The 14,827-nt window shown below is 68.9% G+C and carries 15 protein-coding genes and 2 pseudogenes; 10 read left to right on the top strand and 7 right to left on the bottom strand.

The window, feature by feature from the left end:
* Window positions 1-24: 24 nt before the first annotated feature.
* From AB0D12_RS19715 to AB0D12_RS19695, 5 genes are all read left to right on the top strand, one after another.
* Window positions 25-402: a phage holin family protein gene (locus tag AB0D12_RS19715; protein WP_362684148.1), complete on the top strand. Its 378-nt coding sequence runs from the start codon at window positions 25-27 to the stop codon at window positions 400-402.
* A gap of 7 nt (window positions 403-409) precedes the next feature.
* Window positions 410-907 (top strand): low molecular weight protein-tyrosine-phosphatase, encoded by a 498-nt coding sequence (locus tag AB0D12_RS19710; RefSeq protein WP_362684145.1) that lies wholly within the window; start codon window positions 410-412, stop codon window positions 905-907.
* Window positions 904-2,061, top strand: a complete 1,158-nt coding sequence (locus tag AB0D12_RS19705) for a cystathionine gamma-lyase (protein WP_362684142.1) — start codon at window positions 904-906, stop codon at window positions 2,059-2,061. Before AB0D12_RS19710 ends, AB0D12_RS19705 begins: the two co-directional genes overlap by 4 nt.
* 293 nt (window positions 2,062-2,354) lie before the next feature.
* Window positions 2,355-3,245, top strand: a complete 891-nt coding sequence (locus AB0D12_RS19700; protein ID WP_362684139.1) for a LysR family transcriptional regulator — start codon at window positions 2,355-2,357, stop codon at window positions 3,243-3,245.
* 52 nt (window positions 3,246-3,297) lie between these two features.
* Window positions 3,298-3,777 (top strand): NUDIX hydrolase, encoded by a 480-nt coding sequence (locus AB0D12_RS19695; protein ID WP_362684136.1) that lies wholly within the window; start codon window positions 3,298-3,300, stop codon window positions 3,775-3,777.
* A gap of 19 nt (window positions 3,778-3,796) precedes the next feature.
* Here the strand turns inward: AB0D12_RS19695 and AB0D12_RS19690 are convergent, their stop codons facing one another.
* Together AB0D12_RS19690 and AB0D12_RS19685 are read right to left on the bottom strand one after the other, a co-directional pair.
* A complete protein-coding gene (locus AB0D12_RS19690; RefSeq protein WP_362684133.1) occupies window positions 3,797-5,398 on the bottom strand; it encodes a globin domain-containing protein in 1,602 nt (533 codons plus the stop codon).
* Between the two features lie 303 nt (window positions 5,399-5,701).
* Window positions 5,702-6,343: an HAD-IB family phosphatase gene (locus AB0D12_RS19685; RefSeq protein WP_362684130.1), complete on the bottom strand. Its 642-nt coding sequence runs from the start codon at window positions 6,341-6,343 to the stop codon at window positions 5,702-5,704.
* 76 nt (window positions 6,344-6,419) lie between these two features.
* Between AB0D12_RS19685 and AB0D12_RS19680 the strand changes: the two genes are divergently transcribed.
* Both AB0D12_RS19680 and AB0D12_RS19675 read left to right on the top strand, forming a co-directional pair.
* Window positions 6,420-6,965 (top strand): DUF2269 domain-containing protein, encoded by a 546-nt coding sequence (locus AB0D12_RS19680; RefSeq protein ID WP_362684127.1) that lies wholly within the window; start codon window positions 6,420-6,422, stop codon window positions 6,963-6,965.
* Between the two features lie 5 nt (window positions 6,966-6,970).
* Window positions 6,971-7,825, top strand: coding sequence for a GNAT family N-acetyltransferase (locus AB0D12_RS19675; protein WP_362684124.1), 855 nt, complete (start codon window positions 6,971-6,973; stop codon window positions 7,823-7,825).
* Between the two features lie 20 nt (window positions 7,826-7,845).
* Here AB0D12_RS19675 and AB0D12_RS19670 read toward each other — a convergent pair whose 3' ends face one another.
* The gene (locus tag AB0D12_RS19670; RefSeq protein WP_362684121.1) at window positions 7,846-9,054 is read right to left on the bottom strand and encodes an MFS transporter; all 1,209 of its coding nucleotides are present in this window, start codon (window positions 9,052-9,054) and stop codon (window positions 7,846-7,848) included.
* 143 nt (window positions 9,055-9,197) lie between these two features.
* Between AB0D12_RS19670 and AB0D12_RS19665 the strand changes: the two genes are divergently transcribed.
* The 3 genes from AB0D12_RS19665 to AB0D12_RS19655 are packed head-to-tail and all read left to right on the top strand — an operon-like array spanning window position 9,198 to window position 11,295.
* The gene (locus AB0D12_RS19665) at window positions 9,198-9,656 is read left to right on the top strand and encodes a MarR family transcriptional regulator (protein WP_362684118.1); all 459 of its coding nucleotides are present in this window, start codon (window positions 9,198-9,200) and stop codon (window positions 9,654-9,656) included.
* 10 nt (window positions 9,657-9,666) lie between these two features.
* Window positions 9,667-10,119 carry a GNAT family N-acetyltransferase gene (locus tag AB0D12_RS19660; RefSeq protein ID WP_362684115.1) on the top strand — a complete coding sequence of 151 codons (453 nt, stop codon included), beginning with the start codon at window positions 9,667-9,669 and terminating at the stop codon, window positions 10,117-10,119.
* A 15-nt stretch (window positions 10,120-10,134) separates the two neighbouring features.
* Window positions 10,135-11,295, top strand: coding sequence for a winged helix DNA-binding domain-containing protein (locus AB0D12_RS19655; RefSeq protein WP_362684112.1), 1,161 nt, complete (start codon window positions 10,135-10,137; stop codon window positions 11,293-11,295).
* Between the two features lie 103 nt (window positions 11,296-11,398).
* Here the strand turns inward: AB0D12_RS19655 and AB0D12_RS19650 are convergent, their stop codons facing one another.
* From AB0D12_RS19650 to AB0D12_RS19635, 4 genes and pseudogenes are all read right to left on the bottom strand, one after another.
* Window positions 11,399-12,781: a serine hydrolase domain-containing protein gene (locus AB0D12_RS19650; protein WP_362684109.1), complete on the bottom strand. Its 1,383-nt coding sequence runs from the start codon at window positions 12,779-12,781 to the stop codon at window positions 11,399-11,401.
* Window positions 12,782-13,275: 494 nt separating this feature from the next.
* Window positions 13,276-13,902: a glyoxalase gene (locus AB0D12_RS19645; protein ID WP_362684106.1), complete on the bottom strand. Its 627-nt coding sequence runs from the start codon at window positions 13,900-13,902 to the stop codon at window positions 13,276-13,278.
* A gap of 5 nt (window positions 13,903-13,907) precedes the next feature.
* Window positions 13,908-14,373 (bottom strand): annotated as a pseudogene (locus tag AB0D12_RS19640) (AraC family transcriptional regulator).
* Between the two features lie 368 nt (window positions 14,374-14,741).
* Window positions 14,742-14,827: pseudogene (locus tag AB0D12_RS19635) on the bottom strand (VOC family protein); the annotation flags it as partial.

Genomic DNA, 14,827 nt, shown 5'->3' with positions numbered 1-14,827 from the left:
ATCACGTCTGCCACGATCAGACACATGAAGAATTTCGTAGTCAAGACGATCGCCAACGCGGCAGCCCTGCTGATCGCGATATGGCTGCTGCAGGACATCACCCTGACCGGTGACAGCACCGGCAGGAAGGCATGGACGCTGGTTCTGGTGGCCCTGCTCTTCGGGCTGGTCAATTTCCTTGTCAAGCCGGTGGTGAAGCTGCTCACGTTGCCGCTGTTCATCCTCACGCTGGGGCTGATCACGCTGGTGATCAATGCCCTGATGCTGCTGCTGACCTCTTGGCTGGCCGACCAGTTCGATCTGAACTTCCATGTCGAGGGCTTCTGGACGGCCGTGCTCGGTGGCCTGATCATCTCCGTCGTTTCATGGGCGATGAATGTCGCCCTGCCCGACAAGGACTGAGTACCGCGTGAATTCTGCGTATCGCATCTGTTTTGTCTGCACCGGCAACATCTGCCGCTCGCCCATGGCCGAGTCCGTCTTCCGCGCGCGAGTGGCGGACGCCGGACTCGACGGGGTGGTGGAGGTGGACAGTGCCGGCACGGATGGCTGGCACGAGGGCGACGGTGCCGACCGGCGCACCGTCGCCGTGCTGGAGGCAGGCGGCTACGAGTCCAGGCACAGCGCGCGCCAGTTTCGCGCCGCCTGGTTCCCTCTCCTCGATCTGGTGATCGCGCTGGACGAGGGGCATCTGCGGGAGCTGCGGCGGCTCGCGCCGACAGCCGTGGACGCCGCGAAGGTACGTCTGCTGCGGGCGTACGATCCATCGGCCGTCGCGGATCTGGATGTTCCGGATCCGTACTACGGCGGCATGGACGGCTTCGAGGAGTGCCTGAACATGGTGGAGGCGGCGAGCGAGGGCCTGCTCGACGCGGTACGCACGGCTGTCGAGGAGCGAGCTGCATGAGCGCGGGACATACGACCTTCCCATCGAAGACAGGGGATGGCACCAGGGCGGTACGAGCGGGGCTGCCCGAGCCGGTGAAGTACGAACCGACCCTGCCGGGTCCGGTCTTCGCGGCCCACTTCCATCTGCCGGGCGAAGCCACCGGGCCGTACACCTACGGCCGTGACACCAACCCCACCTGGACGCATCTCGAGCGGGCGATCGGCGAGCTGGAGGCGCCGGGGGAGTCCGTCGAGACCGTGACCTTCGCCTCGGGCATGGCAGCGGTCTCGGCCGTGCTCTTCTCGCAGCTCAAGGCCGGTGACGCAGTCGTGCTGCCGGTCGACGGCTATCAGGCGCTGCCGCTGGTGCGCGAGCGGCTCGAGGCGTACGGCGTCGAGGTGCGCACCGCGCCGACCGGCGACGACGCGCAGCTGTCCGTCCTGGACGGCGCCCGGCTGCTGTGGATCGAGACACCGTCCAATCCGGGGCTCGATGTGTGCGATGTGCGGCGGCTCGCGGAGGCTGCGCACACGGCCGGTGCTCTGGTCGCGGTCGACAACACCCTGGCGACGCCGCTCGGCCAGCGCCCGCTGGAGCTGGGCGCCGACTTCTCGGTGGCCAGCGACACCAAGGGCATGACAGGTCACGGCGACATCCTGCTCGGCCATGTGACCTGCCGTGATACGGAGTTGGCCGCGGGTGTACGGCAGTGGCGCAAGGTCGTAGGAGCGATCCCGGGCCCGATGGAAGCGTGGCTCGCGCACCGCTCGCTGGCCACGCTGCAGCTGCGGATCGAGCGGCAGTGCGCGAACGCGCTGGCGCTCGCGGAGACGCTGAGCGGGCGTGGCGAGGTGACCGGTCTGCGCTATCCGGGCCTGGCGACGGACCCTTCGCACAAAACAGCCTCGCTGCAGATGCGGCGCTTCGGCTGTGTGGTCTCGTTCGTCCTGCCGGACCGCGGCCACGCGGAACGCTTCATGGACAGTCTGCGGCTGGTGGACGACGCGACGAGCTTCGGTGGCGTGCGCTCCACTGCGGAACGGCGCGGACGCTGGGGCGGCGACGCCGTGCCGGATGGCTTCATCCGCTTCTCGGCGGGCGCAGAGGACGCCGAGGACCTGGTGGCAGATGTGCTGCGGGCGCTGGACGAGGCGGCGGACTCGACTCCGTAGGCCGGGGCCGTAGCCCGGGGGCCCGGGGGCGTACGCCGGTGTACGTCGGCGCGCTGAGAGGCTGTACGTACAACGGGCGGCCCGAGCCTCCCCCCTCATGGCTCGGACCGCCCTCGGTTCCACGCGTCAAGAACCGCGTGACCAAGGCTAGTTGACTCTGTGTCAGTGTCCAATCACAGTAGCGACAGCGACCTATCGACTTATTTATAGTTGGCCGGGTCCGCGGGCATTGCCCGGTGGACGCAGTCAGGCTGCATCGTCGGGCGCGTATCGTCGGGTCGGGAGGGCATGGCATGGATCTGGCCCTGTTACGCACATTCGTCACGGTGCACCGGGCCGGCTCATTCACCCGCGCCGCGGCGCTGCTCGGCCTCTCCCAGCCCGCGGTGACCGGCCAGATCCGCACGTTGGAGCGGCAGCTTGGCCGCCCGCTGTTCCTGCGCCAGGCGCGCGGAGTGACCCCCACGACCATCGGCGACGAGCTCGCGCACCGGGCCGCGCCGCATCTGGACGCCTTGGTGGAGATCGCCGAGACCGGGCTCGACGAGGAGGCGGGCGTACGAACCCTGCATCTCGCCGGTCTCCCGGAGTTCACCTCGCTGCGCGCCCTGCCCGCCCTCACCCCGCTGATCTCCCGGGGACTGGCGCTGCGCGCCTCGTTCGGAAACTCCGAAGAAACACTGGAGGGGCTGGCCGCCGGACACCACGATCTGGCCATCACCACGGCCCGTCCACGCGGCGGGCTGCTCACCGCGACTCCGCTCTGCGACGAGGAGCACGTACTCGTCGCCTCGCCGCGCTGGGCGGCGCGGCTGGGGCCCGGCGTCCTGTGCAAGGGGCATGTGGTGCTCGAGCAGCTTCCGGTCGTGGAGGTCCACGAGTCCCTGCCGCTGGTCTCGCGCTACTGGTCCGCCGTCTTCGACTCCCGGCCGGCCGCCGCGGGCGCCGTCATCGCGCCCGATCTGCGGGCGGTCCTGGAGGCCGCGGCCTCGGGCGCCGGGCTCGCCGTGCTGCCGCGCTATCTCTGCGAGGACGCCTTGCAGCGCGGCCGGGTGGTGGCGCTGCTCGACCCGCCGGTGCCCCCGCTGCGTACGTACTTTCTGGTCGTACGCACCGGCACACTCCCCCTTCCGCACATCGCGCGGGCGCACGAGTGGCTGCTGCGCGCAGCCGTCGACTGGTGACCGCAAGGCGGACAGGAGTTTCAGAACGGGTGGAGTGGGCCACTCTCTTGCCATGACCGAACGACCTGTGGTCAAGCGCACCGCACGCGCCATCCTGCTGGACGGCAGCGACCTCGTCCTGATCAAGCGCACCAAACCCGGAGTGGATCCTTACTGGCTCACGCCCGGTGGCGGGGTCGAGCCCGAGGACGCCACTGTCGTCGACGCGCTCCACCGGGAGGTGGACGAAGAGCTCGGCGCCAAGATCACCGATGTGGTGCCCTGCTTCGTCGACACTGTCGAACACATCACGGACGGCGGTGTGACGGGGGTGAAGGTGCAGCACTTCTTCGTCTGCCGACTGGAGTCCATGGACCCGGCGCGGCGGCACGGCCCGGAGATCGACGAGCCCTGCGGGGAGTACGAAATCGTACGGGTGCCGTTCAGCCGGGTCGGGATCGCGGCCGTCCATCTCGTACCGCTGTCACTGCGGCACTACCTGGACGGCAATATCGAGGGCGTACGCGCGATGCACGCACCCGACCTGGGCTAGTACGCCACCCAGCACGCCGCTAGTCGCCGGCCGCCACGAGTTCTTCGAGGGAGTCGTGGCGGATCCGGTCGGACGGGATGCCGATGCCGCGCAGCGCGTTGACACTGCTGCGGATCATTCCGGGCGGTCCGGAGAGATAGGCGTCGTACTCGTACCACGGGCCGAACTCCCGTACGGCGTCCGGGAACTGCGACCGGCCGTCGACCACCGGGCGGACCGAGAGCCAGGGGTGCGTCTGCTGGAGCCGCAGCATCGTGTCGATGTCGTAGAGGTCGAAATCGGTGCGCGCTCCGTAGAAGACCTGTACCGGACGCCGCTCGCCGTGCTCAGCGACATCCTCGACCAGCGCCTTGATGGGAGCGATACCGGTACCGCCGCCCAGACAGAGCAGACCGTTGTCGGTGGTGTGGTCGACGGTCATCGAGCCGGCGGGCGGCCCGAGGCGCAGGATGTCCCCGGGGCGGGCGTGGTGGACCAGGGCGTTGGAGACCCAGCCGGCCGGGACCGCCTTGACATGGAATGAGAGCAGACCGTCGGAGCGGGGCGCTCCGGCGAAGGAGTAGTGCCGCCAGATCCGCGGCCACCAGGGCGTTTCCACGCTTGTGTACTGGCCGGCCAGGAAGGCGTACGGCTGGTCGGGGCGAACGGTGATGATCGCGATGTCAGGAGTTCTGAGGTCGTGCGACACCACCTCGCCGTGCCACCAGGCGGGAGCGTGCCGCTCGTTCTCGGAGGCCGCGTCGATCATGATCTGGGAGATCGTGATGTACGTACGGACCCAGGCGGCCTCGGTCTCCTCGTCCCAGGTCGTCGTGGCGTACCGGCTCAGCGCGCCGATCAGCGCTTCTCCGACGGCTGGGTAGTGCGCGGCCTGGGTGCCGTACTTGCGGTGGCCGCGGCCCAGGTGCTGGAGGTAGTCGGTGAGCACGGCCGCGTTGTCCATGTGATCGGCGGCGGTGAGCAGGGCTTTGAGGAGCCGGTCACGCTGAGAGTCCATGGCGGCGGGGAAGAGGCCACGCAGCTCGGGATGGCGGACGAAGAGCAGGGCGTAGAAGTACGAGGTGACCTTGTCGGCGACGGGCTCGATCTCCGCCATGGTGCGGCGGATGAGAATGGCGTCGGGGGAAGCGGGGACCGCGGGGGCGGCGGGTGGTGGTTCATGAGGGGTGGGGGCCTCGTGGCGGCCGGGGGTTTCATGCACTGTGTGGGCCTCTTGGGCCTCGTGGGCGTTGTCGAGCGGGGGGCGCTCGTCCGGGGCGCGCTCGATCGGGTCGTGCTCGATCGGGAGGTCGTCGACGGGGACCTCGTCGAGAGCAGTCTCATCGAGCGGGGCGGCGGCCATGGGGGCGGCGGCAGCGGCCACATGGGCTGTCTGAGTTTCAGCCGCGGGCGACGGCGCGGTACGGGACGGACCGGAGCCCACCGGGCGTATGGAGGCGACGGGGCGCCGCGGGGCGGCTATTCGCTCCTGCCCGCCATCACCCGCAGACGCCCCCTCGCCGGGGGCGGGAGCGGGGGCGGCCCGGCCCTGGGCCGGCTGCTTACGAGGGGTGAACCATCCGCCTCCGCCGCTGTCACCTGCAGTGCCGTTGTCGGCCGACGTGGTGGTCGGAGCGTCCATTGTCTGCCTCGCCTCGAACATCTTTCGGTCGGTCCACGCACTTCCGCTGGTCCGGAACGTGCCTCAATTCCCCGTTGCCTCAAGACTGCTGCCGGCCCACACTAACCTCGGCCACGCGCCGATCAGGGAGAGGTAAGCCCGGAATGTGACATTGACCGCAGCGCCCGTCGTCGCAGCATGCCAGGTGGCGGGACCGCATTGGACAAAGAGCGGAAAGTCCGGGCATCCGAACCCGCTTTCCCGTTAGGCTCCAATGCCCCCATGTCCATGTGCCGGGTCTCCCGGACCCCCGGAGCTGGTGAACTATCTGCGAAATCGCACCAGTTCATAGACCTCGCGCAGATCGTCCCCCATATAGGTGTGTGTAGCCAGACCCGACAGATGGTGGTCGGCATTCACCGCCACCGTTGTGGGCACCGACGCGAAGATCTCCGCGTCGGACATGGAATCACCGTATGCAACACATGCGTCCAGGCCAACCCCGAAGTCTGCACAAAGCCGATCAGCGATCTCCACTTTCGCGGCCGCGTTGAGAATGCCCGCGGGGTCCACGGGCCGGGTGAAGGGCAGCTCGGGAAAGAGTGAGCCATGCGCCGCATGAGCTCCCCAGCCCAGCAGCCGCTCCACGAAGAAGGAGGGCGAGAGTGAAATGACGGCGCAGTAGTCGCCGCCTTTACGGATCTCCCGCCACACCTCCTGGATACCGTCGAGCCAGGGCGCCGTCTCAAAAGCGGCCGCCACATGCGCCTCGGTGAGATCGGCCCACAGAGCGTGCACACGCACCGCATACTCCGGCGGGTCGATCCTGCGGGCGATGATGTCCCGCTCCAGCTCGCCGATCTCTTCCAGCAGCCCCAGCTGCCGGGATATCTCCACGGGCGCCGCCGATCCGCGGATCAGTGTGCCGTCGAGATCGAATATGTGCAGCCTGCGTGTTCCCTCCATGTACGCCGAGGCTAGTACTCGCGATTACTCCCGCTGTCAGACGCGACGGTCCGGCCCACCCGGCACCGTGTTTCACGTGAAACCACTCAGGCGCCCCACTCGCCGGGCCCTCCTCGTCGTCCATGTAGCCGCATCCGCCGGCTGGCTCGGGCTCACGCTCGGTCTGCTCGCGCTTGCCGTCACCGCCGCCACCACCGAGTCGGGGCCGATGACCGAGGCCACGTGCCGCTCAATGAAGGTCTTCACAGACTGGCTGGTGATCCCGGTCGCGATGCTGACCCTGATCAGTGGTCTGCTGCTGTCGCTCCGCACCAAATGGGGCCTTGCCAGACACCGCTGGGTCTATACGAAGTTCTGGCTGACCCTCGCCACCATCACCGCGTCACTCTTCGCTCTGCGCCCTGGGGTCAACAGCGCGGTCGACACCATCTCGTCCGGCGCTCCCTTGGCCGAGCCGCTCGACCTGGTGATGGGCCCGGCCGTCTCCCTGACCACATACGTCTTCATGACCGTCATCTCCGTCCTCAAGCCGTGGGGACTCACGCGGCGCGGCCGGCGGTCGCGCGTCTTGGCCACTTCACCGAAAGCACTGGACGAACGATCACCGCGTCAGACAGCCTGACCTCTATGTCGACACCGCTCTCCGAGCTGCCCATTCGCCGTCTGACCACGGATGACCTCATTTCGTGCGCCGATCTGTCCGAGGACCGCGGCTGGCCTCGCGAGGAGCACAAATGGGGCCTGCTGCTGACGGCAGGGACGGGGTACGGCATCGACGACCCGGCCGGCAAGGGACTGATGACCGCCTGCGTACTGACTTCGTACGGCCCTGGGCTCGCCGCGATCGGGATGGTGCTCGTCGCCGAACGGTTCGCCCGCCAGGGCGTCGGACGGCGCCTGATGAAGCATGTGCTCGAGGTGACCGCGGAGACCCCGGTCACCCTGCACGCCACCCCGAACGGACAGCCGCTCTACGAGGAGCTGGGCTTCATGAACACTGGCCGCGCCGAAATGGTCCGCGGCCACTTCCATGCCTCGGGCCCGGCCGCCGAAGTGTTCACCCGCCCGGCGACCGCCGAGGACCTCCCTGCCGTCCTGCGCCTCGACACCGAGGTCTTCGGCCTGGACCGCACCCATATGATCACCCGCCTGCCCGCCTTCGCGGACCAGCTCCGGGTGGCGGAGGAGGACGGCGTCCTGACGGGCTACGCGGCGGCCTGGCCGAACATGGAGACTCAGGTCGTCGGACCACTGATCGCCCGGGACACGGAGACGGCGCAAGCGCTGATCGCCTCGCTGGCGGCGGGCACGGACCGGCCGCTCCGTACGGATATCGACCTACGCCATGAGGCACTGCTCACCTGGGTGAAGAAGCACGGCCTGGAGCCGATCGCCTTCAACGCGGTGATGACGTACGGCATCCCGAGCCTTCCGGGGGACTGGACCCGCCGCTTTGCACCTTTGACGGTCGCGGCGGGCTAGCCGGTCGGGCAGATCCACCTTCAGTGGTGGGCTGCGGTGGCCAGCGCCGCGTCGGGGCTGGAGGCGGCGATGACCTGACTGGTGTCGGTGCGGCGCTCGAGACGGCGTGAGAGGACGGCGAGAGCGAGAGCCGAGGCGGCGAGGGCGGCGCCGACCCAGTTGGGGGCGGTGTAGCCGAGGCCGGCCGCGATGACCATGCCGCCCAGCCAGGCCGAGAGCGCGTTGCCGAGGTTGAAGGCGCCGATGTTGACGGCAGAGGCCAGCGTGGGGGCTCCGGCAGCCTGGTCCAGGACCCGCTTCTGCAAGGGCGGGACGGTCGCGAATCCCAGGGCCCCGATCAGCACGATGGTCACGGCCGCCGCGATCCTGTTGTGGGCGGTGAGCGTGAACAGGGCGAGCACGACCGCAAGGGCACCCAGCGACACATACAGCATCGGCATCAGGGCACGGTCCGCGAACTTGCCGCCGACGAGGTTGCCACCGACCATGCCGAGGCCGAAGAGGACGAGCAGCCAGGTGACGGAGCCATCGGCGAAGCCGGTGACCTCGGTCATCATCGGCGTGATGTAGGTGATGGCGGCGAAGACTCCGCCGAAGCCGAGGACCGTCATCGCCATGGCGAGCAGCACCTGCGCATTGCGGAAGGCGGCCAGCTCGTGGCGCAGCCGTACACCCTCGACCTTCGGCATGTGGGGTACGAGCTTCGCGATGCCGACGAGGCCGATGACACCGAGCCCGGCGACGAAGGCGAAGGTCACCCTCCATCCGATGCTCTGGCCTACGAAGGTGCCCAGCGGGACGCCCACGACATTGGCCACTGTCAGACCGGTGAACATCATCGCGATGGCGCCGGCCTTCTTCTCGGGGGCGACGAGATCCGCCGCGACGACCGAGCCGATACCGAAGAACGCGCCGTGCGCCAGCGAGGCGACTACCCGGCCGGCGAGCATCACGCCGAACACCGGGGCGACCGCGGAGAGCAGGTTGCCCGCAATGAAGAGTCCCATCAGCAGCATCAGCATGCGCTTGCGGGAGATCCGGGTGCCGAGGACGGTCATCAGCGGGGCGCCGAGTACGACACCGAGCGCATAGCCGGTAACCAGGAACCCGGCTGTGGGGATCGACACCCCGAAGTCCGTGGCGACCTCGGGCAGCAACCCCATGATCACGAACTCGGTGGTGCCGATACCGAAGGCCCCAATGGCGAGTGCGAGGAGCGCGAGTGGCATGGAACAACACCTTCCGAGACGATTGCATCTGCGCCTTACGAGCGTCGACAATAATTGCATACGCGGGCTAATTGCAAGCGCGGGCTATTGCACTCGTCGTCTATTCTGGTGAGAAGCCGCTCCGGCCCGGAGGAGGAAGACACATGACCGCGACCGATCCCGCACTCATCGCTCTCTCTCAGAGCTGGTGCGCTCTCTCCCTGCTCCACGGGAAGATCGAGGCCCATATCGAGCGCGCCCTCGAGTCCCGGCACGGCCTGAGCATGCGCGAGTACTCACTGCTCGACGTCCTGAGCCGCCAGCACAGCGGCCCCGGCGGCCATCTGCAGATGAAGCAGGTCGCCGACGCCGTCGTCCTCAGCCAGAGCGCCACCACCCGCCTGGTCACCCGCCTCGAGGACCGCGGCCTGCTGACCCGCTATCTCTGCGACACCGACCGGCGCGGCATCTACACCGACGTCACCGAGGCCGGTCTGCAGTTGCTCGCCGAGGCGCGGCCCACCAACGACACGGCTCTGCGCGAGGCGCTCGATGAGGCAGCCAAGAACCCCGAGCTGGCTCCCCTGGTCAGGACTGTCGAGGAACTGCGGGTCCCCGCGTAGTCTGCCGATCATGAGCGATCTGGAAATACGGCCGGCGGCAGTCGAAGACATCCCGGCGATCGTGGCGATGCTCGCCGACGACCCGCTGGGCGCTCAGCGCGAATCGCCGGAGGACCTCGCCCCGTACACCGCCGCCTTCGAACGGCTTGCCCAGGACCCGAATCAGTACCAGGCCGTCGCTGTACGCGAGGACCGGGTCGTCGGCACGCTCCAGCTCACGATCATCCCCGGGCTGTCCCGCCGCGGCTCCACCCGCTCGATCATCGAGGGCGTCCGCATCCACGCCGACGAGCGCGGCAGCGGACTCGGCACCCGGCTCATCGAATGGGCCATCGACGAATCGCGACGTCAGGACTGCCAGTTGGTGCAGCTGACGTCGGACGTCAGCCGCACCGATGCGCGCCGCTTCTATGAGCGGCTCGGCTTCACCGCCTCCCATGTGGGGTTCAAACTCCCGCTCTGACCAAGGGAATTCATCGTGCACCGGATCAGTGACGAGCAGCGCCGCATCCGGCTCGGCCGCCGCCATCTGCTGGCCCCGTCCGTACGGGGTGACACACCGGTGGCGGTCGCCGACGCGATCGTCGCACTGCACGCCACCGACGCCTCGACCGTCTTCCTCTCCGCCTGCGCACGCCTCACCGATCCGGGCGTCCAAGCCGTGGAGCAGTCCCTGTACGAGGACGTGACGCTGGTCCGGCTGCTCTCCATGCGGCGCACGCTCTTCGCCGTCTCAGCCGAACTCGCCCCGTATGTCGATGCGTCCACCGCGCGTTCCATCGCCGCCAAGGAGCGCAGGACACTCATCAGTCATCTGGCGGAGGACGGGAACGGGCTGGACGAACAGTGGCTCGCCGAAGCCGAGGAGGCGGTCCTGGCCGCTCTCGCCGCACGCGGCTCCGCGACCGGCGGCCAGCTCTCCACCGACGTCCCGGCCCTTCGGACGAAGATCACCGTCTTCCCCGGCAAGAAGTACGAGACGGTACAGGGCGTGGCCAGCCGGGTGATCCGCGTACTCGCCGCCGACGGCCGCATCCGGCGGGACCGGCCGCGCGGATCCTGGACCTCCAGCCAGTTCCGGTGGACGGCGAGCGAGCCATGGCCTCCGTTGCCGCCCGCCGAGGCACGGGCCGAACTGGCCAGGCGCTGGCTGCTCTCGTACGGACCGGCCACCGAGGCCGACCTCAAATGGTGGACGGGGTGGACCCTCGGCGATGTACGCACAGCGCTGGCTGCCGTCGGCGCCGAGGAGGTCGGCCTCGATGCGGGCACGGGCTATGTGGCGCCCGGCGACACCGTGCCCGAACCGCCCGTGGAGTCCTGGGCCGCACTGCTCCCCGCGCTCGATCCGAGTGCCATGGCCTGGGCCGACCGCGGCTTTCATCTCAGCGTTGACCATCGCGCCGCTCTCTTCGACCGCTCGGGCAATATCGGCCCCACCGTGTGGTGGAACGGAGAGATCATCGGCGGCTGGACCCAGCGCGCGGACGGCGAGATCGTCTGGCGACTGCTGACCGACCCGGGCCGTGAGGCCGCCGCCGCGATCGAAGCGGAGGCCTCACGACTGTCGGCGTGGGTGGGAGAGGCACGGATCACGCCCCGCTTCCGTACGCCGCTGGAGCGGGAGTTGACTGCCTGACGGCTGTCCGGGGTCAGCCTCGCGCCCGTTTCACGTGAAACATCACCTCCGTTTCACGTCCTCATCCGTTTCAGTCCACATCCGTTCCACGCGGACATCCGCTTCAGCTTCGGAGTCCGCGCCAGCCCTCCTTGTCCACGCCGCCGGGCACCGCCTCGCCCGGCTCGTACGGTGCACGTGTGAAAACGAACGACCCCAGGTCGAGATGGCTCACCGACCCGTCGTCCCGCCGCACCGCCCGCAATGTCTCCCCCGCGTAGTAACCGTCAAGGCCCGTCCAGGTCCCGTCCGCCTCTGCAACGAAGTGCGAACCGCGGCCGGTGCCGCGGAGCGGCTGCAGTTCCACACCACGGTCGGCGCCAAGGCGCAGACCGAAGGAGTATGTCCCCCAGTACCAGGGCCCGGTCAGCTCAAGGAGCGACTGATCGACCTCGGGCAGCGGCAGCCAGGGCTCAGGGATACGCGGCTCGGCCTCGGCCACGATCCGCACGAGATCGGCGGCGACCACCGCGGTAAGCGGCCCCGAGGTGGCATTGGCGAGCGCGACGGCGGCCACCCCGTCGTCCACGCTCACCCAGAGCCCGGCGACAAAGCCGGGCAGCGAACCCGTGTGCCCGACCAGAGTGCGCCCGTCCCTCCGCTGGACCTGCATCCCCAGGCCGTAGGCGCTGTCCCACTCGCCCACCTCCGCCGGCACGGACGGCGTCCGCATCTCCCGCACGGACGCGGCGCTCAGCACGCGGTCGTCACCCTCGGCAAGGAATGCGGCGAACCTGCAGAGATCGGCGGCGGTCGACCAGAGCTGTCCGGCCGGAGCCATCAGACCGAGATCCTCGGAAGGCTCGGGGAGTATCACATCGGCCCAAGGGTGCACCGCCCAGCCGCCGGCATACGGGGCCCGAGTCTGTGCGCTTGTACGGTCCATGGCGAGCGGTTCCAGGATCTCGCGCTGCAGGACCTCCTCCCAGGACGCCCCGCGTACCGCCTCGATCAGCGAACCGAGCAGTGTATAGCCAGGGTTGGAGTAGTGGTGGCGGCGGCCGACGGGATGCATCCGCGGCTGTTCACCGAGGACATCGGAGAGTTCGGGGCGGAGCGAGCCCGGCGTCCGCTCCCACCACGGCGCCGGGGATTCCGCGCCCAGACCGGCGCTGTGGCCGAGGAGCTGAGCGACGGTCACATCCCCCACTCCCGTGCCGGGGAGATGCTTCTCCAGAAGGTCGTTCAGGTCCAGCAGCCCCTCGTCGCGCAGCCTCAGCACCAGGACGGCCGTGAAGGTCTTGGTGATCGAGCCAATGCGGTACTGGGTGTCGGCGTCCGGGGCATGTCCGTCGACCGAGCTACGGGAACCCGTCCAGACCAGGTGTCCCTCGCGCGCCACAGCGGCGACGACCGAGGGGGCGCGCCCTTCGGACTGAGCGACGGCGATGCGATGCAGAAGGGCTCGTTGCGTACCGGGGAGCAGCTCTCCAAAAGGTGAGGTCATGGGGCAGGTCTATCGCTGTCGGTCCCCCGCGTCGACTTGAGTACGCGGTACAAGGAGACGCGGCACAGGCCTCTCTATACCCAAGAGGCTTGACGGGGCATCGTCGCCGCGGTCGAAGGCGCCGTCGCCATATGCCGCGCCAAACGCAGCACCCGCCCCTCTGCCAACTCCACCCAACTCGAAGCGCTGGTCAGCACAGCGATCGGCGGCTGAGCACGTCGGCCGATTTGCGAGCCGGCAGGTGGGCCCGCGGCACCTTCTCGGCATCGTCGGGCTCGCGCAGCAGGTGCGCGTGCATAACCAACCCGGCCTGGCTCAGCAGCTCGGCGGCGGCAGTACCCGAACCCCATGGCCGGCGAGGGGCGCGGTGCACTCGGTCCGAGTGACGATGGTGGTCGGCCACGGCGGGCGCATCAGCTCGGCACCCGGCACCGCCCCGAGCCCGGCGGCTGTCTCGTGATGGGCGACCAGGCAGGGCAGGCAGCAGCGACACATCAGGGCGTGGCTGCCAGCGATGCGGCCTCCCATGCAAACCCGTCCGGGTCGGTGAAAGGCCCGGCATCGCCGCCGATCATGAGCCGGTGCGATCCGGTGCCGTCGGGAGAGACGCCGACGTCCTTGGCAAGGGCACGGCGTCTGTACAGCGCCAGCTTGACGGGACTCGACCCAGCAGCGAACTCGACGTACATGCGGCCGAAGCTCTTCGCCACGGCAAGGCCTTGGTCGACGTAGAACCTCTTGCTCGCGGCCACGTCCGCGACTCCCAGCAGGAGCACAATCTCGTCGACCCGCCGGGTGGCAGGGCCGGTGTCCTTCTTCGCCGAGGTCGCGACCTTCCAGATCGTCCCGTCCGGGGCCTGTACGACACCGCCGTAGCCCCACAGCGACTTCGCGGCAGGCTTCAGCGACGTGGCGCCGGCGTCGAGGGCGGCGTCGATGAGGCTGTTGACGGTGGCCGGCTGGGACACCGTGAGCGCCAGCGTGAACCCACGGAAGCCGGTTGTGGGTGCCTCCGAGGCCCGCAGGCGTATCTGCGTGTCCAAACCGAAGGCGGCGGTGTAGAAGTGGTTGGCGGCCGTGGGGTCGGCCACGTCGAGGGTTACGGATTCGATGGATGCCATGGCCATCACGCTAGTTGCGGCTCGGCGACCGGCGCTTCTTGATTCCTGATCGGTCTTGTCACCTGTTTCGCCACACACGGCGGCATCCCCGCCGCAGCGCCCGTTGCGCGGCGCCGGTAGGCGCTGGTCGGCATGCCGACCAGCTCGGTGAAGCGGGTGCTGAAGGTGCCCAGCGATGAGCAGCCGACCGATGAAGCAGACCTCGGTGACGCCGAGGTCTCCACGACGCAGCAGCGCCGTCGCGCGCTCGATGCGACGCGTCATCAGATAGGCGTACGGCGACTCCCCGTAGGCCAGCCGGAACTGGCGGCTGAGGTGCCCGGCCGACATGTTCACGCCGCGGGCGAGCGCCTCGACGTTCAGCGGCTGCGCGTACTCCCGGTCGATCCGGTCACGGACTCGGCGCAGCCGCGCGAGGTCGCTCAGGCGCTGCGCCGCGGTGCGTGCGCGGCCCCACGATGGGTGACACATGAGAGAACTCCTTTTCATCGATGTCCGCGAGCACCTGGGTTGCATGCTGAAGTAGGCGGCGAGGTGCTCGATGGCGATGACCGGCTCGCCGGAGCCGACGAGCCGGTCGAGCAGGCCGAGCAGGCCGAGCGACTGCTCGACGGCGGCAGGATGGAGGCCGGTGGCCGGCTCGGCGAGGATGTCGACGCCGCCGTTGTGGGCAGTCGGCGTGCGCGCCTCGGCCTCGGCGGCCGACATCGCGAGCACCTCTGCGATGGCGCGGGCTCCGAAGGGGTGGTCGAGGACAGCTGCCTGGAAGCGCCGGCCGCCGCATTCTTCGCAGGTGGTCGCGACACCGGCCATCATGGCCGGATCGATGACCGGACGGCTCAGCGCAGCTCCTGGATGCGGACCAGGTTGCCCGCGGGATCGCGGAAGGCGCAGTCGCGGACGCCGTACGGCTGCTCGGTCGGCT

The sequence above is a fragment of the Streptomyces sp. NPDC048479 genome (genome assembly GCF_040651435.1).
Lineage (GTDB): Bacteria > Actinomycetota > Actinomycetes > Streptomycetales > Streptomycetaceae > Streptomyces.
This window is presented reverse-complemented; position numbering and strand designations above follow the sequence as displayed.